General features: G+C 41.1%; 26 protein-coding genes and 1 riboswitch. Of the genes, 9 read left to right on the top strand and 17 right to left on the bottom strand.

The features are described 5' to 3' along the window. Positions 1-253: 253 nt before the first annotated feature. On the top strand, positions 254-1,075 hold the full coding sequence (locus tag HRT96_RS05715) for a hypothetical protein (RefSeq protein ID WP_293153521.1): 822 nt from the start codon (positions 254-256) through the stop codon (positions 1,073-1,075). 73 nt (positions 1,076-1,148) lie between these two features. On the opposite strand, the gene HRT96_RS05720 is transcribed toward HRT96_RS05715, so the two are convergent. Beyond that, a complete protein-coding gene (locus tag HRT96_RS05720) occupies positions 1,149-1,829 on the bottom strand; it encodes an energy-coupling factor ABC transporter permease (protein ID WP_293153524.1) in 681 nt (226 codons plus the stop codon). A 179-nt stretch (positions 1,830-2,008) separates the two neighbouring features. Beyond that, positions 2,009-2,148: riboswitch (cobalamin riboswitch) on the bottom strand. A 196-nt stretch (positions 2,149-2,344) separates the two neighbouring features. Continuing rightward, entirely contained in the window at positions 2,345-3,313 is a 969-nt protein-coding gene (locus HRT96_RS05725) for a LysR family transcriptional regulator (protein WP_293153527.1), read from the bottom strand. Between the two features lie 100 nt (positions 3,314-3,413). Here HRT96_RS05725 and HRT96_RS05730 point away from each other — a divergent pair, with 100 nt between their 5' ends. Then, the gene (locus HRT96_RS05730) at positions 3,414-4,349 is read left to right on the top strand and encodes an NADP-dependent oxidoreductase (RefSeq protein WP_293153530.1); all 936 of its coding nucleotides are present in this window, start codon (positions 3,414-3,416) and stop codon (positions 4,347-4,349) included. On the opposite strand, the gene yqfB is transcribed toward HRT96_RS05730, so the two are convergent. Together yqfB and HRT96_RS05740 are read right to left on the bottom strand one after the other, a co-directional pair. Further along, positions 4,346-4,669: a N(4)-acetylcytidine aminohydrolase gene (gene yqfB, locus HRT96_RS05735; protein WP_293153533.1), complete on the bottom strand. Its 324-nt coding sequence runs from the start codon at positions 4,667-4,669 to the stop codon at positions 4,346-4,348. The two genes, HRT96_RS05730 and yqfB, sit on opposite strands and share 4 nt — an antisense overlap. Before the next feature lie 135 nt (positions 4,670-4,804). Then, complete coding sequence (locus HRT96_RS05740) at positions 4,805-5,041, bottom strand: chlorhexidine efflux transporter (RefSeq protein WP_293153536.1); 237 nt, start codon at positions 5,039-5,041, stop codon at positions 4,805-4,807. Between the two features lie 324 nt (positions 5,042-5,365). On the opposite strand from HRT96_RS05740, the gene HRT96_RS05745 reads away from it, so the two are divergent. Further along, complete coding sequence (locus HRT96_RS05745) at positions 5,366-6,301, top strand: VirK/YbjX family protein (RefSeq protein WP_293153538.1); 936 nt, start codon at positions 5,366-5,368, stop codon at positions 6,299-6,301. 35 nt (positions 6,302-6,336) lie between these two features. Here the strand turns inward: HRT96_RS05745 and HRT96_RS05750 are convergent, their stop codons facing one another. From HRT96_RS05750 to HRT96_RS05770, 5 genes are all read right to left on the bottom strand, one after another. Beyond that, complete coding sequence (locus tag HRT96_RS05750; protein ID WP_293153540.1) at positions 6,337-6,858, bottom strand: GNAT family N-acetyltransferase; 522 nt, start codon at positions 6,856-6,858, stop codon at positions 6,337-6,339. A gap of 36 nt (positions 6,859-6,894) precedes the next feature. After that, positions 6,895-7,215: an AzlD domain-containing protein gene (locus HRT96_RS05755; RefSeq protein ID WP_293153598.1), complete on the bottom strand. Its 321-nt coding sequence runs from the start codon at positions 7,213-7,215 to the stop codon at positions 6,895-6,897. A 4-nt stretch (positions 7,216-7,219) separates the two neighbouring features. Then, on the bottom strand, positions 7,220-7,936 hold the full coding sequence (locus tag HRT96_RS05760) for an AzlC family ABC transporter permease (protein WP_293153542.1): 717 nt from the start codon (positions 7,934-7,936) through the stop codon (positions 7,220-7,222). A gap of 44 nt (positions 7,937-7,980) precedes the next feature. Further along, the gene (locus HRT96_RS05765; protein WP_293153547.1) at positions 7,981-8,826 is read right to left on the bottom strand and encodes an AraC family transcriptional regulator; all 846 of its coding nucleotides are present in this window, start codon (positions 8,824-8,826) and stop codon (positions 7,981-7,983) included. 86 nt (positions 8,827-8,912) lie between these two features. Continuing rightward, the gene (locus HRT96_RS05770; RefSeq protein WP_293153550.1) at positions 8,913-9,788 is read right to left on the bottom strand and encodes a LysR family transcriptional regulator; all 876 of its coding nucleotides are present in this window, start codon (positions 9,786-9,788) and stop codon (positions 8,913-8,915) included. Between the two features lie 165 nt (positions 9,789-9,953). Here HRT96_RS05770 and HRT96_RS05775 point away from each other — a divergent pair, with 165 nt between their 5' ends. Then, positions 9,954-11,174, top strand: a complete 1,221-nt coding sequence (locus HRT96_RS05775) for an MFS transporter (protein ID WP_293153553.1) — start codon at positions 9,954-9,956, stop codon at positions 11,172-11,174. 18 nt (positions 11,175-11,192) lie between these two features. Here the strand turns inward: HRT96_RS05775 and HRT96_RS05780 are convergent, their stop codons facing one another. Next, positions 11,193-11,801 (bottom strand): LysE family translocator, encoded by a 609-nt coding sequence (locus tag HRT96_RS05780; protein WP_293153556.1) that lies wholly within the window; start codon positions 11,799-11,801, stop codon positions 11,193-11,195. Between the two features lie 96 nt (positions 11,802-11,897). Then, positions 11,898-12,836 (bottom strand): LysR family transcriptional regulator, encoded by a 939-nt coding sequence (locus HRT96_RS05785; RefSeq protein ID WP_293153559.1) that lies wholly within the window; start codon positions 12,834-12,836, stop codon positions 11,898-11,900. Between the two features lie 326 nt (positions 12,837-13,162). Between HRT96_RS05785 and HRT96_RS05790 the strand changes: the two genes are divergently transcribed. Together HRT96_RS05790 and HRT96_RS05795 are read left to right on the top strand one after the other, a co-directional pair. Further along, entirely contained in the window at positions 13,163-13,333 is a 171-nt protein-coding gene (locus HRT96_RS05790) for a hypothetical protein (protein ID WP_293153562.1), read from the top strand. A gap of 138 nt (positions 13,334-13,471) precedes the next feature. Beyond that, on the top strand, positions 13,472-14,035 hold the full coding sequence (locus HRT96_RS05795; RefSeq protein WP_293153565.1) for a YceI family protein: 564 nt from the start codon (positions 13,472-13,474) through the stop codon (positions 14,033-14,035). Positions 14,036-14,297: 262 nt separating this feature from the next. Here HRT96_RS05795 and HRT96_RS05800 read toward each other — a convergent pair whose 3' ends face one another. The 4 genes from HRT96_RS05800 to HRT96_RS05815 all read right to left on the bottom strand — a co-directional run bounded on the left by HRT96_RS05800 (position 14,298) and on the right by HRT96_RS05815 (position 17,744). Further along, positions 14,298-14,855, bottom strand: coding sequence for a DNA-3-methyladenine glycosylase I (locus HRT96_RS05800; protein WP_293153568.1), 558 nt, complete (start codon positions 14,853-14,855; stop codon positions 14,298-14,300). 28 nt (positions 14,856-14,883) lie between these two features. After that, on the bottom strand, positions 14,884-15,408 hold the full coding sequence (locus HRT96_RS05805) for a type II secretion system protein (protein WP_293153571.1): 525 nt from the start codon (positions 15,406-15,408) through the stop codon (positions 14,884-14,886). A gap of 214 nt (positions 15,409-15,622) precedes the next feature. After that, entirely contained in the window at positions 15,623-16,639 is a 1,017-nt protein-coding gene (locus HRT96_RS05810) for a DUF2955 domain-containing protein (RefSeq protein WP_293153574.1), read from the bottom strand. A 37-nt stretch (positions 16,640-16,676) separates the two neighbouring features. Next, a complete protein-coding gene (locus HRT96_RS05815; RefSeq protein WP_293153577.1) occupies positions 16,677-17,744 on the bottom strand; it encodes an HlyD family secretion protein in 1,068 nt (355 codons plus the stop codon). Positions 17,745-17,847: 103 nt separating this feature from the next. Between HRT96_RS05815 and HRT96_RS05820 the strand changes: the two genes are divergently transcribed. After that, positions 17,848-18,714: a LysR family transcriptional regulator gene (locus HRT96_RS05820; protein WP_293153580.1), complete on the top strand. Its 867-nt coding sequence runs from the start codon at positions 17,848-17,850 to the stop codon at positions 18,712-18,714. Between the two features lie 126 nt (positions 18,715-18,840). On the opposite strand, the gene HRT96_RS05825 is transcribed toward HRT96_RS05820, so the two are convergent. Continuing rightward, positions 18,841-19,317 (bottom strand): Lrp/AsnC family transcriptional regulator, encoded by a 477-nt coding sequence (locus tag HRT96_RS05825; RefSeq protein ID WP_293153583.1) that lies wholly within the window; start codon positions 19,315-19,317, stop codon positions 18,841-18,843. A 122-nt stretch (positions 19,318-19,439) separates the two neighbouring features. After that, positions 19,440-19,712 (bottom strand): hypothetical protein, encoded by a 273-nt coding sequence (locus HRT96_RS05830; RefSeq protein WP_293153586.1) that lies wholly within the window; start codon positions 19,710-19,712, stop codon positions 19,440-19,442. A gap of 57 nt (positions 19,713-19,769) precedes the next feature. Here HRT96_RS05830 and HRT96_RS05835 point away from each other — a divergent pair, with 57 nt between their 5' ends. Together HRT96_RS05835 and tnpB are read left to right on the top strand one after the other, a co-directional pair. After that, positions 19,770-20,078: an IS66 family insertion sequence element accessory protein TnpB gene (locus HRT96_RS05835; protein ID WP_293153589.1), complete on the top strand. Its 309-nt coding sequence runs from the start codon at positions 19,770-19,772 to the stop codon at positions 20,076-20,078. Further along, a partial coding sequence (gene tnpB / locus HRT96_RS21925; RefSeq protein WP_366931163.1) for an IS66 family insertion sequence element accessory protein TnpB occupies positions 20,075-20,196 on the top strand: 122 nt, incomplete at its 3' end. The genes HRT96_RS05835 and tnpB, both read left to right, overlap by 4 nt.

Raw genomic sequence — 20,196 nt, forward strand, 5'->3', positions numbered from 1 at the left:
TATTTGTTAACAGTATGAATAATTAAATTAGTGTAAACAGTCACAATTCGTACGAGGTAACATTACGCCACAATGATTCTGGTACGACTCGATATAATTGAATGCTCCTTACTTTATTATTCTGCTCTTCATTGCGTAAATACGAGTTGAGATATACGCTTAAATTACCTCTAAAGGGGCTGCAATATGGTTAGTAAAATACTCAATTTATATTTAAATCAACGTAAAAACTCATCATTAAAAGGAATTTAATATGTCGGCATATCAAGTACAAAACCAATGGGGTGGTACTTCAGCACCTTGGCAACAAGGTTCAACATGGGTTCTAGGTGGTCGTGACAATCAGGTTGTAGTTAACATAGACATCGAATCTAATGACAATGGTGAAACGTTTACCGGTGTGATCAATTACAAGAACGAAGGTCCTATTGATTTTAGAGCCACAGCTGAATACGGTAATGCTTATCGTGCCCAAGTACGATGGGGTGGCGCTTCCGGTGATTGGCATGAAGATGGCGTTTGGATCATTGGCGGCCGAGATAACCAAAAATGCATCAAGCTTAATGTAAACGTGAATAACAATACCGAAAACCTTGTTGGTATTATGGCTTATAACGGGGAAGGTCCTATTGGTTTTAAAGGCAATTTAACCTCTGCGTATACGGTTAAAAACCAATGGGGTGGTACTTCAGCGCCTTGGCACGAAGGTGGTACTTGGGTATTAAGCGGTCGTGATAATCAAAATGTTACCTCTATGGATATCAGCTCTCCCGATAATGGAAAAACATTTGAAGGTACGATGGTGTACGAAGGTGAAGGTACTATTGGCTTTAAAGCTACACACATAATTGGCAATACATTTGAAGTATACAATCAATGGGGTGGCACTTCAGCCCCTTGGCATCGTGGTGGCGATATGATCATCGGTGGCAGAAATAATCAACTCGTCATTAAGTTAAAATTCACATCAGACAATGAAGGAAAACAATTAGTTGGTGAAATGACTTATCGTGGTGAAGGTGCAATTGGTTTTAAAGCCGAAATAGAGTTTAGTAGTGCGCTTGTGACAGAGTAAAAATAATTAGTCAGCTTGCCCTCTAACATGTACAGAGAGGGCAAGTTATATTAATTAAAGCGCGCTATTAAAATTAGCTTGCTGCGCTAAACACTCGGTTTGCAACGAATGGCGTGTTGGCCAGTTTAGGGAACTGCTTGGCAAGTGCTAATACAGCCAAATCAACGAATGGTTCGACAATAATAACCGTCATGTAGGCTAATCCAAAAGAAGAGATAGAGGCGACATTCTCAGCACCAAAACCTTGGCCATAGAACGCCCAAAAACCAACCCAAGCAACGATACCACCTTGGTAAGCAGTAGACAGTTTAAACGCTTGTGAATAAGACAGGTCTTTATAAGCGGTTTTAGGATCAATGATCTTTTTAGCCAGATAAGACATCGCAACTAACGGCATAATTAACGTCGTTACATTCATGCCAAACTGAGGTAAATCAAACGGTGCAAAAAATACCCCCTGAATTAATAAGCCCATAATGAGACCAATGGCCGCAGGCGCAATCCCAAAAATAAGGAGTAATGTCGACCCCATAATGAGATGCACTTCCGATACCCCAACAGACTCGTGTGGCAGCACTTCAAAAGACAGAAATACACAAATAATAGCGAGTAGTGATTTAAATAATAAAGACGTCATCCCTTGGTCTTTAATGTGCTCCCAGGTAAATTTAGCACTTAATCCAATCGCGGCAGCAGCCGAAATATAAGACAGTCCAATTTTACTTGCGTCAACCATTCCAGGTTCAATATGCATAATTTTTCCTCGTAATTTAAAATATCCCCAAGTTACTTCAAGCTGCTTGGGTGTAAAATACGAAAGAACGACGACAGAGGTCAACTATAACTAGCATATGAAAAATATAACTAGAATAAGTACATATAACTAAAATATGTAGTTAATAACCACTTGCCCAAGCCCTCCGCTTGTTCACGTTATTCTTAAATCCTTCAGGTCGGTCTCCGGACTTATGAATAATAAAACCATTCAATTACCGTTGCGGGGGCAGCGTTGGATTCACACCAACTTCCCTGCTGAATTGAGTAAACTCAGCACCAGAAGAACAAGCAAGGAAACTACACATGTTTTTCATTGCCGTCAATTTAAAGGCAAGAACATAAAACACAGTAAAATCAGCATAAGTATTTTAAAAAAATAAAAACCCAGCATTATAAATCAATGTAACGCAGCCATTCAGGCTAAATAGAATGAAAACTCAAAGTATAAAGATTTTTATAATAATCATAAAACCTTAACTCGTTTAAAAATCGCTACAACACCGATTCTAACCGGGGATGTAAGTGCGTCTGTAACACTTCTAATACCTGTTTTCTTAACCATAATAATGCCGGATCACGATCATTACGTAAGTGCCAAGACATTGATATCGGACCGGGTGCTAAGTCAAAAGGTAACTTGCGGACAACTAACCGACCAGCTTTAACACTGTCTAAGATCACCGGTAATGGAATAGTCGTGATCAAGTCAGAATTCTCCAGTAACTTAGGTAAGTTATAGCAATGATTAACTGTCATCGCGATACGTCGTTCAAGGCCATGTTTGCTTAATATGGTATCAACACCACCGGATGCATCGCCCGACAATGACATCAATAAGTGCTCTGCTTGCGCAAATGTGGTTAAGTCTAAGGTTTGATTTACCAACGGATGCTCGGGCCGCATTACGCAGACAAAATGATTATCAAACAGCCATTGCGTCTTCACTCTCTCATTACTGCCTTCGTAATAATCGAGCACCATATCAACATCAGCATCCAATAATAATCGTTCTCCGTTAACAGTATAAGGCACGGCGTGAATATTAATATCAGGCGCTTGTTCCTCAATCAATTGCCGTAATGGCAGCCAAAATATATCAACCATCCAATCAGTTAGCGCAATACGAAAAGTGCGCTTGATACCACGAATATCGAATAGCTGCTGCTGAGTCGCATTTTTGATCGAATGTAACGGCGCTTCAATATCTCGCCACATCGTTTCAGCAAAAGGAGTCGGCCGTATCCCCCGCCCTTTTTTAACAAATAATGGATCCTGCCAAACATGTCTCATCCGAGAAACGGCATTAGACACAGAGGGTTGCGTCATCGATAACCGTTGTGCTGCAAGCGTAATGGATTGCTCTTGCATGATGGTATCAAAAATAACCATCAAATTTAGATCTACATTTGCCATATCGTTGTTTTTATTAAGTAACAGATAACAACCAGTGTAATTTAACACATTGATAACATCAATATGTATTATCCAAACAATCAATTAGACGGTATCAATGTTTTTTGGCAAATTAGCTACATCAACTAAACAAGACAAGGAACGCGTCATGAAAGCTATTTATATCGAACAATATGGAAATGCAAGTCAACTTATTTTAGGTGAATTATCTAAGCCAGAGATTGCCGATAATCAAGTACTCATTAAAGTACATGGCGCAGCGGTTAACCCTGTCGACTGGATGGTTCGAGAAGGATTTTTACAAGACAGTGGTGAGCACCAATTACCTTTAATATTGGGCTGGGACGCAGCAGGTGAAATAGCCGAAATAGGCAAAGATGTTAATAATTTCACGGTCGGTGATGCCGTATTTACGTATGCGCCTATTGCCAAACAAGGCGCTTACGCAGAATATATTGCCGTTGATAGCAACCTTGTGGCAGCGAAACCACAATCGATAGATACCCTAACAGCTGCTGCGGTACCACTTGCAGCAACAACGGCTTGGCAGTCACTTGTGTACGGCTGCAAACTAAAAGCTGGCGACAGAGTTCTCATCCATAATGCGTCAGGTGGTGTCGGCAGTTTTGCGGTTCAAATAGCTAAGTCACTTGGTGCTTATGTCATCGGCACCGCGTCTGCGTCGAAAGCGGACTTTGTAAAAAGCTTAGGTGTCGACGAGTTCATTGATTACCGCGCTCAGCGTTTTGAAGACGTGGTTGATGAAGTAGATAGCGTACTTGCGGCAGTGGGTGGTGATGATATTTTACAGCGTTCATTACCAATCATTAAAAGCGGTGGTGAGTTAGTTTCCCTATTGGATGACGTCGATATCGCGCGCGCGGCAGAACAAAATATCAATGCTCAGCGTTGGTGGGTGACACCGAGCGCAGCCGATCTAAAAAGCATTGCCACACTCATCGACAATGGCCAAATAAGCGTACACATAGATAGAGTGTTTCCATTAGAAGATGTTAAGCAAGCGCATGCACTCAGTGAGTCACAACGCGCACGTGGTAAGATAGTGTTACAAGTTATCGCTTAAGCCGCACCAACGAGCTTATAAGACACCACATATAGCTGTTCAATGCCCGGGTAAATATCTTGGATCACGTCTTTCAGCACGGCTAATGTCATATTTTCTTGCTCGGCATGAAAGTTAGACAGCTCAGTAAATAAAATAGGCTTTACAGACAGGATAGTTAATCGACAAAATTCACGGCCACCTTCTAATGTTGAAACGGTCACAGTCGAACCCGGGACATAGTTATTTTCAGATTTATCACGAATGGTAATGGTCTTTTTACCTGAAAGAATATCGGTTTCGAAGCGTTCAAAAAAGGTCATGGTGGTTGGTTGTGTCATGCGGATTTCAACTATAAAGATAAGAGATAGTTATTGTAGCAACAGAAAACTGCATTGCGCTAATATTTATGTATAAGTTGGGGAAAGGGTACGTAAAAGCGGTGACGACATTTAGCTACCGCTTTATAAATAGCCCTACTTCACTACCATCTCAGGCACAGGGAATAACTTGTCATACACTAAGTTATAGCCATAAGCGTACAACAAATAGAAAACAACCATGCCGATATCAAGCACAACCGAGAACAATACGCCCATAGCACCTACATGACCAAGCTCAAAACCTAATTGGCTTAATATACCCATAATCGCAACTAAACCAATTATTTCAAATAAAATCGCGTGTCTAATACGGTCTAATCTTGTTCTCATCTGTTTTTCGGATACATAGAAGGCGCACGATTAGATTTCCTGACAAAGGTAGGATGGCGTTGAAGCAATTCAATATTCAACTATCATGAGCTGATTGGCATTACCCCAGGGCGCTTACAAACGCATACAAAATATAATTAGTTAAAAATCACTATTTATTATAAATTCACACCATTAAATAAATTTACCTCGAAATATATAGACCAAGTATGACGATCTGACTCATACTCCGAATTTCCACTGACCGGACAGTGTCAATATGTTGAGTATAGTTCAGTTGAAATACCAACCATTAATGCTATTTTTACTAGGAATAACAAACTGATGTCTACAACTAACATCTTTGACTTCGCAGATCAGATTTACCCTAATGCAAAAGGGATGAGAAAAATACAAAAAAAAGGGCGATTCTATTTTTGGGCGGTAACAAACAGTAAAGCTGTCAATGCGATGATGACTCTTTTTACCCGTGAAAATTTAAAACCTATATTAACACTAACACCAAAAGTAATAGAAAAGCCGTTAAAACCTTATCTTTGTGTTAACTGGTCACGTACAGAGCGTCTTGAATATTTAACACAACATTACCAGTTTATTGATGAGACTTTTGGGAAACACGCGAGTGCGATTGTTTCTGATGAAGGTGTTACCATCTTAGAGTTCAAAAGTTTAAGCGAACAAACATATCGAATTCAGCTACATCGAGGCACAAGACGTGAAGGGGGTATTGGCATTCGTTTAGTTAACGATAAGGACCAAAGTGTCTATGCTTTAGCCTGTAATATCTCCGGCACACATACTAAAACAATGCATATTGGTATGTTGCAAGGTCCTCGTGATTCAGTAGAAAATCGCCATGCGCTGATTAAAGAGCTAACCAAATCATTACATGGTTTACGCACTAAATCATTATTGGTTGAAATGGCGTTAATGCTGTCCCGTATTTTAGGCATCAGTGAAGTAAAAGCAATTTCTAACAAAGGTCATGTCTATCAAGCAATACGCTATATTTCTAAACGAAACTCAGTGACTTTTGATTACGATGGTTTGTGGAACGAGTTTGAAGCGACAAAACTCGACCCATACATGTTTGGCTTGTCAGTGTTTACCCCACGAAAAGATCCGCTAACATTGAAAAAAACCAAACGGAAAATGTACACTAAGCGATACCAATGGCTAGATGACACTGAAATAGAGATGGCGACAAATTTAGCGCCTTGGCTGGTAAATCCAATAGTGCAAAACGGACAAGCAGCCTAAGAACATAATCAACCGCTGGATACCAGTTCACAACATTAAGCCTGTGAATTTGTATTCAGTTTATAAATCCGATCTGCATACAATATCCCGCCTATGTTATACGCTTGCGGTATCACGTCATTAAGCTGAAAACCGCACTTCGCCAACACCTTTTCTGAAGCACTATTACCTTCAGTGACAATACCTTGAAATACCGAGATAAGGTGCACGCGCATTGCCCAAGCGATAAGTCCCTTTAATGATTCAGTGGCATAGCCCAAGCCAAAATATTCCGGTAATAACAGATAACCGACTTCTGCAGATCGGCCATCATAATCGAACCCCGTTATGCCAACCGCAGTATTGGTTTCGACATCGGTGATCAGCAAACACAGCCAAGCACCCGAAGTCACAGACCAGTGAGGTAAACGCGATTCGAATTTAGCGCGAATGTCATTGTCACTTGGTTGATCAAAACATTTTTCAATCACACGCGATTCGGTATGTAACCGTAAAAACAACGGCCAATCTTGTGCCGTTATTTGGCGCATACTTAAACGCGGGGTAGTTATCTGCATATTATTCCTTTTACAAAGTAAACCTAAGTGTCTTTCTTATAGAGTAAACCTAAGTACCATAAAAGCACACATACTTATAGAAACCACAACTAAAGTGTTCTTTATCTTTAAACTTAATAACACAGTCAATAGACCTGCATATAAAAACGGACTATTCAAAAATCCGGCCTCACTGCTTTGATGTCCTAAAAATACAATCGGCACCCACATTGCGGTTAATACAGCGGGGGCTGTAAAGCTCAATGCCCGCTGTATTCTCGGACTTAATTCAAATGAAACAAGTCGCGATAAAAACAAATACCGACATGAAAACGTAATGCATGTCATCCCACCTAATACTAGCCAAAAATTATCCATCATGTTACTCCTTAATTGGGGTGAAATAGCCCGTTAACATGCCAGTGATAGTTGCAATAATCAGTGCATAATCAGGGATATAAATAGATAAGACCAAGGCACTAAAGCCACTCACAAGTACAGCAATGAGGATGGATGGATCTTTGATTGACGGGATCACGATGGTAATAAAGGTCGCTGCTATCGCAAACTCTAGCCCTAAATTTTCTAGGTTAGGAATGTATTGCCCCGCAACAATGCCTGCGAACGTTGAGACATTCCAAACGACATAAAACGTAATACCAGCGCTTATCGCATATAACACCGAGAAGGTCTTATGTTTCTCAACATAAGCACAAGTGACAGCAAACATTTCATCCGTGAGAAAAAAGGCAATACAAAGTCGAGATAAAAAAGAACGCTGCCGAACATGCTCTCTAAACACCGCTGAATATAAAAGATGGCGAGAGCTGATCACAAAGGTAGATGAAAAAATAGATGAGATGGCTCCCGTAGCACCCAAAATAGTAATACTGGCAAGCTGTGCCGCACCAGCAAAAACCAATAACGACATTAACTGAGCCTGGATCGCGGTAAGTCCAATGTTAATTGCTAACGAACCGCATAAGATCCCCCAGGGTACGGTGGCGAGGGCCAGCGGCATAATATCGAGCACCGCACGATTAATTGTTTTTATATCACTTGTTATAGGACGATAAGCAAGATCGGTTTCATTTAGCATAAGTAAGCTCCTTCAATATTTAGAAGTAGCTTAAAGTTAAAATGCTAAGGCATCTTGTACAAAACTGCTTGTTTTTGAAATTTACTCGGTGATGTACCCATTGCTTTTTTAAAATGTCGATTGAAATGACTCTGGTCGTGAAAACCACAATCGGCGGCCACTTGCACGGGCTTAACACCGAGCATTAACAATGTTTTAGCTTTCTTTAATCGCATTTGTATCTGATAACTATGCGGGGCGATATAGAACACTTTTTTAAATTGACGGATGAAATGAAACTGACTGAGTCCAGCCATCGTCGCCAGCGTTAATAGTGACACATTCTCTTCAGGATACGCATCAAGATATTCTTTCACTAGCAATAATCTCTGCTTACTGCCCGATATATCATCTGGTATATTTTTCATCGATGAATGCCGTAGCGTCATGTTCATCATGATGCTGTATAAGATCGTTTCAATGAGTAATTTTGAAGCGTTACTATCGATCTGGGTAAAGAGTAATCTTAATTGCGCTGATAACTGTGGGTCTTTAACCACGGCATGATTAAAATAAGGTGCGTTAAACTGACCATCATAGAGATCATTCGTCATACTCTCAAAATGTGACGGATGCGGATACATGGCCCGATACCGCCAACCGTCTTGTGTCGCAGACTCTCCCGTATGGACATCGTCGGCATTCACAAAAATAATCGAATTTTCATCGGCAATATGGGTACTGCCACTGCGCTCAAACCGTTGTGCGCCTTTATCTATAACGCCTATCGTATAACCTTCATGCACGTGTTTTGAAAATGTCTGTTCTTGATAATCAGCATCGACAATTTCTAACCCGTTAAAGGCATCTACAATTTTAAATTCAGCTTTTTCCTTGCTGATGTGAGACATCTGCTTACTCATCCTATTAAAGCGTTATTTTATAGTACAATATTGCTTATATTTTTGAAGATATATTGGCTAAAGTGGCCTTTATATTAATTCACCTGCGCTAGCGTAAACTCAACAAAGCGTCGATTAGCCAACGATAAATACCCATCTTTACGCCACGCAAGTGCCAGATCCAAATAAATAGGAGGATCAAACGGTATGCCTTTAACGTCCGCTTCCAGATCTGTGACTAACTCCAATAATGCGGTAATGGCAAATTCATTCTTCACGATATTAAGGATCATGGTGATCAAGTTGGTTTCAAAGGAATACTTCGCGGTCATATTATTGGCTTTACATAAACCATCAATCACTTCGCGATGAAAATAACCGGCCTTAAACATCACTAATTCATGGGTAAAAAAGTCAGCATAACTCACCGATTCTGCATCAGCCAAGGCATGATTTTTTCCGACAGCAGCCACCATCTGCGGACGAATTAAACGCTGAATTTGCAAGCTCTCAGGCACATGATCATCGACAATCACCCCCAAGTCTAATTCGCCAGAGAGTAGCTTTTCTTTAATCGTTTGCGTGCCAGCTTCGACAATACTCAAGTTTAAATGAGGATACTTAAACTTGAATGCCATTAAGATCTCGGGAAAAAAATACGATCCCATCATCCCCGGAATACCAATTCTGACCTCACCTTGTTCAAGATCGCGTAAATCGTTTAATGCCATTTCAGCATCCACGATACGAGCCAGAATATCCTTGCAGTGAACCAGTAAGACGTCACCTTCTTTGGTAACCACCACGCCTTTGCTGCTGCGGATCAATAACGGCATACCAATTTGCTGTTCAAATTTACGCATGGCAATACTCAGTGCCGATTGGGCAATGCCAAGATGCTCGGCCGCCTTGGTATAACTGCCCAGTGCAACAATAGTGGCAAAATAATGCAGTATTTTAGAATTAAGCATAACTAAAATAGATACCTTCTATGATATTTATATATTTTTCATATTAGCACTACTCCACTACTCTATAAGCATTGTTAGTACCGCATGAGCCTAATAAAGCAGATCATGCTATTCCCTCAACTATTTACCTTAGCTATTCACCTTAGTTATCAGCAGGACGGATGAATGATTGCACTGCATTCTCAAGACTATAAAAAAGTAACACTGGGGCTTGGACTCGGCTCATTTCTGGTGTTTTGCAATTTATATTATTTTCAGCCGCTGCTGCCATATTTCATGGTTAAGTTTAACGCCACTGAATTACAAGTTAACTGGTTATTTTCTAGCACCACTTTAGCCGTCGCGATATCCTTACTGCCTTGGGCTATCTTATCTGAAGTGATTGGCCGCCGCCCCATCATGCGCTGCAGCTTAGTGCTTATTCCCTGCATCAATTTTTTAATGTTTATTAGCCCTGATTTACACACCTTAATTTTATTGCGTGCATTACTCGGTATTGCGCTCGCGGGATTCATTGCCGTGGCAGTGGCGTATATGGCAGAAGAGTTCGCGCCACCCGCATTGTTGATCGCTGTGGGCGGTTACATCAGTGCTAATACCTTAGGGGGAATTATTGGTCGAATATATGGCGGAGTGATGACAGATGCGATAGGACTACAGTGGACTATTTTAGCCATGTCGGTACTCAGTGGTATTGCACTGTTAATCATATTTCCACTGATATTAAAGCAACGCCATTTTATTGCCCAGCAAGGACGATTATCCCATCACGGAAAACAACTCATCAAGCATATCAAAACACCCACGCTGTTTTTTGCGATGTTGATTGGTGGGCTCAATTTTTCAGTGTTCATTAATGTGTTTTCGGTGATGGGATTTAAATTATCTGCCGCGCCCATTTCACTACCTGCCAGTCTATTATCACTGATGTTCTTGTGCTACCTCAGCGGTACACTATCAGCAAGATTAAGTGGTCGCTGGATGCATTCCCACAGTTTATTCAGCGGGATCCTACTGGGTATTAGCATTAGTGTGCTTGGTTTAATCATCATGTCGGTACAAACAATAATCGCAATTATGATCGGGTTATTGGTATTAAGCGCTGGCGCATTCTTTATTCATGCTCTTGCTTACAGCCACATCGGGCGCAGCGCGACTCAAGGTAAATCAACCGCAACCGCGCTATACCTTGTCATGTATTATTCAGGCGGCAGCATCGGTGGTTTTATCCTTATCTACTGCTGGCAAGTCGGTGGATGGTGGGCGGTACTGGCAGCAACAAGTACCATTCATACTATGATGGTAAGCTTGATCTTTGCACTTAAATGGATTTCTCGCAATCCAATCACAGCCACGAATAACGAACTTGAGTCTTGTCAGCCGTGATTATATATTTAGGTAAACCTAGATTGCGACTCGTGCAGCGACTGCCAGTAAGACCACGCCTGTGACCTTATCAATCTTGTGCACATTATTTTTTAATTTAGCGAGTAATGATGACTGCGATAATACAATCGCAATGATGCAATACCACAAGGTATCAATACTAAATACCGTACCCACCATGATCAGGTTTTGTAACCAGCCCGCATCCGCTTCGACAAATTGACCGAACAAGGCTAAAAAGAAAATCGCTAATTTAGGATTCAGGAAAGCAATCATAAAGCCTTGTACAATACTCTCTTTTAAGGTCACAGTTTCCTCTTTTTGGTCCACATCATCCAATGCAGGTTTTGAGGTTAACGCCTTGTAAGCCAAGCGCAGCAACATGACAACACCCGCATATTTGATCACATTAAATAACCACGGTGTTTGTTGGATCACCAGTGCCAAACCGACCACTGTTAATGTCGCATACACGCCAACACCTATACCATGGGCAATACTGGCTGCAACACCGTTAACCCGACCACCTGAGATAGTATGCTTTAATACCACCGCCAGACTCGGTCCCGGTGTCATCGCGCCCATCATGCAAATCAGTGCTAAAGACAGCCATGCAGTTAATTCCATACTTACCTCTAATTTATTATCGTTATAAATTATCTTGATCTGCCTTCATCAGCCCTTATTTTAATACAGCTAAAGCATGAACAAAAATTGTATTAACTACTCACCAGTATGAATTAATTTCATACCTAGTGTTTTCGTACGTTCTAGATGATTTTTTAGGAATGGATGACACAGTTCTCTAAACCAAGTGTGTTCTGGATCTTGGTGGTGTTTAGCATGCCACAACAAGTAATACTGCTGTGGTTTTAATTTGATCGGCAGTGCGATGATCCGAAGATCGTATGTCTGGGCAAAGTCTGCCGCGATATGTAATGGTGTCGTCAACAAGGTATCGGTCTTTACTAACAGCTCAATCGCCGACTGGAAAAATGGTACCGATGCAAAAACTTGACGCTGCTTACCCAGTGCTAACAATGCCAGGTCCACCGGACTGTCTTTATCACCACCGCCGCTGATCAGTACGTGTTTGGCATTAATATATTCCGTCACCGATAAATCATCACCCTGACACAAAGGATGTTGACGGCGGCACACTACCACCAGTTGATCTTCACCGATACTCTTGCCATGTAAATTTTCAGGCACCACATCGGTAATGGTACTCACCAGATCCAGCTGCATGTCAGCTAACTCAGTTAACTTGTCTTTATGCCAAAGCTGGAATTCAACACTGGCATTAGATGCGTCGGCAGCCAACTCACAGCATATTGACGGTAAGATAGCTTGCGCGACATAATCACTCGAGGCCAGTGTAAATTGACGTGGGCACAAACTAAGATCCATCACACTCGGTAAATACAAATTATCCAAGGTCTGCATCAATACTGGTAACTGCGTTTTTAATTCTTCACCCTTACGCGTTAATATAAATTGATTACCTTCTCGGATGACTATCTTGTCATCAAACGCCGCGCGGATTTGCGTTAGGGTTTTACTTATCGCCGACTGCGTGACATTGAGTTGTCGTGCCGACTCGGTCAAATTACAGGTTTGTAATATCGACATTAACGCCGGTAATAATTTGTAGTTATTCAAAGCCGCACTCGCCATACTAAAGAATCAGTTAGCCATAATAACGTAAATTTTCTTTGTCGTGATTTTAAAAGTTAACTATCTGACCTCGCTCATTAAATTGTGATGGCGCTATTTAGCAAACCGAAACAGTCAGAGATGTGGCTTTACAAGCTGATAATGCGTTGCGTCAAGGCGTGCGAAAACTGTTTCCTTTAGGAATGATAAAAACCAAACAGATTTATAAAAAAATAATACCTCCACTAAGCCTCGTTATGAGACTTTGCTATCGTCCATAATTAAATTGAGTTAAGCGTGACTTCGCATGCACTTACCCGCAAGGATCGGCAATGGACAATACAGTCAAAAAAATTGGACTCAGTGGCAGCTGTTATTGGTGTACCGAGGCTATCTTTCTATCCCTGCGCGGTAAATATCGCAGCGCAGTCTATGCCATGGAGCCTTATCAGAACACCGAAATTGCAGAAATTACTCGTAAGTCATGGACATTTAATGCATAAAGCAACGCTAGTACCAGCCTTGAATAATCTCGCCCCAACAAAAGTGACAAAGACGTGATAAAAATGTGATAAAAACGTGATAAGTATCATCAGTCTAGCGCGATATGATTGAACATCACCTTAATAAGGAAAATAACCATGAAAATTAAAATATTTTTATCACTGGTATTACTTTCATTTCAATCATTCGCATCTGACCAATTTAATATAATGACTGATTTTTCATCGGTGAGTTTTGCCACCATCAAAAAACAATTTGTAGTGGAACCAGCAACAATTAGTGGGCTCACGGGTAGCCTAGATGATAATGGTAAATTTGCTATCACGGTTCCAGTGATAAATGTTGAAACAGGTATAGGCATCAGAAACGATCGGCTTAATTCATTATTTTTTAATTCAGGGTTAAATCCGACAGTCCATATCACGGGGCAGTTTGAATTAGCCACGTTAGCGCAAGATATTACCAAATTGACCGTACCTGCAGACGTGTCTTTCTATGGTAATAAGAAAACATTTAACTTCCCTGTCATTATCACGAAAACAAAGAATACCATCACCGTCAGTTCGTATGCGCCAGTTATCGTCAGAGCCAGTGATTTTGGTATTCCTACAGAGAACTTAACCAAGCTTGCAGCAACAGTCGGCGGCCTTGCCCTTTCTGATATTATTCCTTTAAATATTAATCTAGTATTTAAAAAATAATTCTCGACACGACCGTTTGAAATAGCGGTTCACCCTTTTCCAGCCCCTCATATTTAAACTGACTGTTTCATATATTGTTTCGGTGGTCGGGTATGCAGGAAATATCAGGATCAACAAATAACATACAGACATCTGAACTTAACGAAATATGATTGCTGTGTGACACTTGGCTTGGTTACCGAGTATCTTAGTGAACAATGGTTATTCAGAACATCAAGCAGGTTACATCCAAGGGATTCTGCAAGTCATTGGGATCACTGGGTTACTCATGATGGCGGAAACAATCTGTGGTGTGATCGTTAACCATGCCGATTGCTTGCATAAAGGCATAACAGATCGTGGGGCCGACAAAGTTAAAACCCCGCTTCTTCAAATCTTTACTTATGGCTTCTGAGAGTTCAGTTTTAACAGGGGTTTCAGCCAGTGAGGGTAAATTATTTTGCAGGGTAACGCCGTTAACAAAGGCCCAAATATAGGCATCGAACGAACCAAACTCGGCTTGAATATTCAAAAATCCCTTGGCATTTTTTATCGCTGATCTTATCTTCAGGGTATTACGAACAATCCCTTTATTAGCAAGTAAGCGCTTAACATCGTCTTCGCTGTAATTGGCGATAATCGTATAATCAAACTGGTGAAAAGCATTTCGATAGTTTTCACGTTTTCTTAATATGGTGATCCAACTGAGTCCGGCTTGCGCACCTTCCAAGATCAGAAATTCGAATAAGCGTTGTTCATCATGAACAGGCACGCCCCACTCTTCATCATGATAAGCTACATATAACGGGTCTTCGCCACACCAAGTACATCTGTTTTTCATTGCTTGTCCTTTAGTCGCGATAAACAAATCAGCAGCCCGCTGTTTCAATATTAAACTCTTGAGTCTCGCTGGTATGGGGATATTCGGCGTAACATAAACCGCTCTTTAAATTCCCCGCACCATAACCGATACGCGAGTAGCCATTATCTTCGAAAACGGTAATTTCAGCATAATTCGCGGTTCGAGCGCCATTAGCTCTAATGACATCGACTGGCACACCTAATGCTAAGAAGGTTTCAATAAAGTAGGTATTTGGCGTTAGGGCTTCACTTCTTGTTTCTGGGTAACCACGATAAAACTGATAATCCCCATAGTCGGTGGCAATGGTGACATTATCACCCAATAGATTGTCGATTTGGGATTTCATATGCAGCAATCGCACCGTCGCCCTCAGGCTGCCGTGAAAATTTTCAACCGTTTCTTTTTTTGCATCCTCTTTTAAATCAATAAAACGTGGTACAGCCGTTGCGGCCAGCACACCAAGCACACTAATAGTAATAACTAATTCAATTAGCGTAAAACCCTTATTCCTTTTAGAAACAGTAAAATCCATTCTCTCTCTCTGTTAAACGTTTGTGCTCTCTGTTAGAGGTTTACAACAGTATGCCCAATAAATTACTTAGTGCCACATGTTTAATTACAAAATAATTAATTCATCTTTGACTATTTTACTATGCTATTAATAATAGCCTGATTTTTTTAAGCAAAATAGAAATAGCCATCCCTAAGATAACGAACATACCTAATGTCGCCATCTTCAGTCAAACTTAATGACATGCATGCGATGATTTTATCACTCGAACTAAAACACCATGAGTAAGCCATATCGCCAACGATGTCAGGAAAACGGCCAAGGTAATCGAGCTAAAACGATAAATAATCGAAAAGAAAGCATCTTTCTGTCCCGGCTGGAAAGCGGTAGTAAGAGGTACCGATAACGCCGCCAGAGCCGAAAAACCAAGACCCGACTTAACCCCACCTAATGATAATAACCAGGCAAAAAAACCAGCGGCTATCGCATACGCCATTAAAAATAACAGCCCATTATTAGCCCAACTTGATAGGCCTAATTGAATAGCCATACCGGCCAAACAACCTAAAAATGTGCCGCTTATTCGGATTTTAGCGGCAGCCATTGAACCAATAAAGGTCATTGGTGTAAGGACAATAAAAATAGACGCTTGCGCAGATAAAGAATCACTCAGATCACCAAATTGAAAAATAAGAAACGCCAACATGGAGATGCTCCAGCCCATTGCCGTTTGTCGTAACACGCCAATATGATCGTATGGTACTGCGCTATTACTGATGTGTGATGCCCTATCCTCTGCTTCACGCACAGGTTCGGGGAAAAAATAATAAGCCAGCGCACAAATAGGATAGATAGCAAACGCACTGACCCACAATGTCAGCGTGAACTCTTCAATATCAAAACTCGGATAACTGATAAAATTAAGGGTAATAGACCCCACCAGCAAACCCGAGAATCCAAACAGGTAACCGCTTGGTTTGGTCATGGCAATACATTTACTGAGAAACAACATCGCCACCGCGACAGTCATTAAAAAAGGATAAGGTTGCAAGAACCCGGAAATAAAATTGACCTCCAACGTCACCCAAATAATACCTAAAACCATTTGGGTTATTAAGCTGCAATGCCAATCATCCGCACGGGCGATAATAAACGCGGGTAATAACACCGCAAAAAATCCATACGACCAGCCAAACACCATACTTAACGCCAAGCCAAACACACAAGTAAACCAAATTCGCATCGTTTTCATCATACTTTCCCGATAGACTTAATAAACCTAGGTGAACTTAATAAATATAGTGCAGCAGACCAGCAAGATTAATTTGCATACAGGCCAAGGTTTTCCACCAAACATTATCAGCAGGGTAAAGCACCACAGTCGCGCGAGAGCCGACAAAGAGTTGTTCAGGAATAGCCTGTTCACTGGATAGGTTCACCCTAATCCGTTGTGCATCTCGCACCCAACGATTACTAACTTCAACCGAGGTTAATTGGCCACTCGCTGTTTGCTGCGCTGCTGCCACGCCAAAATCACGACTGGCGACAGTGAAATTGAATATTTGCCCCGGCAAGGCATCATAGGTGACATACGCGGCGGATGTTTTACTGATCAGCGCAGTGGCCTTCTCTCTAAAATCAGCGGCAACCCACAACGAATCGATCGGAATAAAGGTAAGCATAGGTTGATTAGCCGTTGCCATCGCACCCACTTCAAGTTGTAGATTGGTGATCACCCCTTTGTTGGGCGCAAAAATTTGGGTATGGGATAAATCTAACGCCGCTTGAGCAAGATTATTTTTAGCCGCCATCACCAGCGAACTATCACCACCGTCCTCTCCTAACTTGGCTTTAATCGCGAGTGTTTGTTGCTTATAGGCATGCAGTGTCGAACGCGCGGCTTGGTAATTGGCATACGCACTATCGCGCATCGACGTAGAGACTAAATTCTGTTTAGCCAACTTGCTGATACGCTTAAATTCTGCGGTGGCATTATTGTAATTGGCGTTACTGCTTGCCGTGTTCGCGATTGCAGCTTCGACCTGAGCATAAAGCGATTTTTCTTGCTCATACGCTTGCTGCAGCGCTACTTTCGCCTTGTTAACCGCAAGGGTGTATTTACTGTTATTAATGGTAAACAACAACTCCCCTTTCTCAACGTGCTGATTATTACCGATCGCGACATCGATGATCGGCCCTGACACTTCAGGTGCGAGTTGCACGACATAACCATATACCCGGCTCTCGGTTGTCAGCGGCGCGTATCGATCGGCCACAATAATGTAAGCCATGAACACAATGAACAAGACAATAAGGCTGCGCATCCAACGACGAAAAGTGGATTGTGTATGAGGCATATAAATTTCCGCTTAAAATAAAACTTCAGATATTATAGAAATATTCCATTTGATTAAATACAATGATTAATATGGCACTTGCGTCTCATAAATAGGACCAACAATGAAAACATCGATGGATGATCTGTACTTATTCATATTAACAGTCAGGCATGGCGGTATCAGTGCCGCAGCACAAGCGCATGGATTACAACGATCTAAAGTGAGCAGACGGTTACAAGAATTAGAAAAATCAGTAGGCTGTCAATTACTTATCCGCACCACGCGGCAGATAGAACTGACCGAGCATGGACGCTTGTTGTATCAACAGATTAATCAGCCACTAAGCGATGTAAATCAAGCTATCTCTGTACTTAAAAACCAACAACAAAGCCTGCAAGGAGTATTGCGCATTGCCGTACCGGCCGCGTTTATTGCCTCAACCTTGTTTGCAGAATTGTTAGATGACTATGCCCGACAGTTTCCAGATATCACCTTGGAAATTATTCACCGTCACGAAAGTGTCGATTTAAAACGTGAAAATATAGACCTGCAACTGCTGCCTGATGTGATCAAAGTCATTAATGAAGATTACGTGCAGCAAGTCTTTTTCCCGTCTAAAAAAGGCCTGTTTTGTTCACCACATTACTTGCAAATCCATGAGCTGCCGCACAGTCTTAATGATCTGTTTGAACATGCTATTTTAACCAGTCATTATGATTCCAGCATACTCCCAGAAGGATTGAATATACGCTTAATTTCAGAGGATTTAGGGTTAGTTAATCTCATGGCGCAATCGGGGCATGGTATTGCATTACTCCCGATTATTTTAGTCCAACAGCAACTTAAACAAGGGGAATTAGTTCATGTTTTACCTGATATTTATCAGTCAGAGATTGCTATGACCTTGATTTATTCTTCGCGACAATTTTTACCGAAAAAAACTAAAACCATGATCAACTTACTCAGAGATAAATTTTTAAATTACTAATAATAGTGTCGTTAATGTTCGTGACACCAAAGCAATCATATTGGGGCATTTGAGTGCCCTCTCTTTCCGGCACAGACTTACCGCATTAGGCAACGCTTAAGCCGTTGCCGATACTGCGGATGGATCTCAGAAAAGGGGTAATTTGGTCGAGTTCTTAATTTCTTTTACCGCAATATTAGATTGAATTGAATCAACCACTTTGATACGGCGTATCTCAGAAAGCTTGTCATAGTATTCGTCGAGATCTCTCGCTACAATTTGAAGAATAAAATCGGCACTGCCCGCAATACAAAAACACATCAGCACCCAATCAAAATCTCGAATCATCTGCTCAAATTTATCGGTCTCTTCTGGAGTATGATTATTTAAAGAAACCATACTAAAACCTATAACATTGAAACCCAGTTTTTTGCGATCTAAAACCGCGGTATAATGCGTCACAATCCCTTCTTTCTCTAGTCGCTTCCAACGTCTCCAACAGGGGGTTTCACTTAGATTAACGCGTGGGCCTAACTCATTAATCTTAATTCGACAATCGCGTTGCAAATGATCCAGGATAGTTAAATCGGTGCCATCAAGCATTGTATTAGTGTTTTTTTTCAAATTTACTCCATTAAACGAAAAAAATCTCTATTTTGAAGCGTTATTGTAAAGTACATAGCAGTTTAATTTCAACGTACTTATGTAACGGTCGATGTCAACATAGTTGCAATGATGGGTTGTTATTAAGCCGCTAATTTCAGCTCATTTTCTGCTGGTTTATTTATGTATACCTCACCAACTGGTTCGCAATTTCTTGTCGCTTTTGACCAACGTTCTGGATGTTTCCGTCTGGCTGATTCTAGCACCTCTTTCCTATGTGTTAACTGCGCTGTATCTTGGCCATTATGGCGCTGATTTGGCGTTACAAAGTTAAGTCCACTGTGTAAATGTTCATTATTATACCAACGGGTAAATGCTAGAACCCAGTCCTGAGGTAAACGCTTAGTTAACCCCACCTACCAAATATTTTCAGTTATTGCATGATTACTCTTCATTAAATGAAGGGATAAATCATGTCAAAAAGCAAAAAAGAACAACATTGGCAGCGCATATTTCAACTGCAAGCTGAAAGTGGCCTAAACAAATCAGAATTCTGTAAACGCAATAACATTACCGTATCCACATTTTATTCCTGGGCTAAAAAACTAAGCTCGCTATCACCAAAAAGAACAAATAAGCAGAAGGTTATACCACTCGTATTTCCTGAAACTAAACCTGACCAGCAACTCACTCTAACATTACCTAATGGTTATCAATTTTCATTTCCCGCGTCATTAGAACCGAGTAAATTACAGCAATTTTTAAACGTGTTATCAGCATGACACCACACAAGCTGATCTACCTCGTTACTGGACATACAGATATGCGTAAATCCATTGACGGCTTATCCTTAATCGTCAGTGATGTGCTGGAAATGGATCCGCTAAGCGAAGCTTGGTT

The sequence above is a fragment of the Moritella sp. genome, assembly GCF_013215705.1.
Lineage (GTDB): Bacteria > Pseudomonadota > Gammaproteobacteria > Enterobacterales > Moritellaceae > Moritella.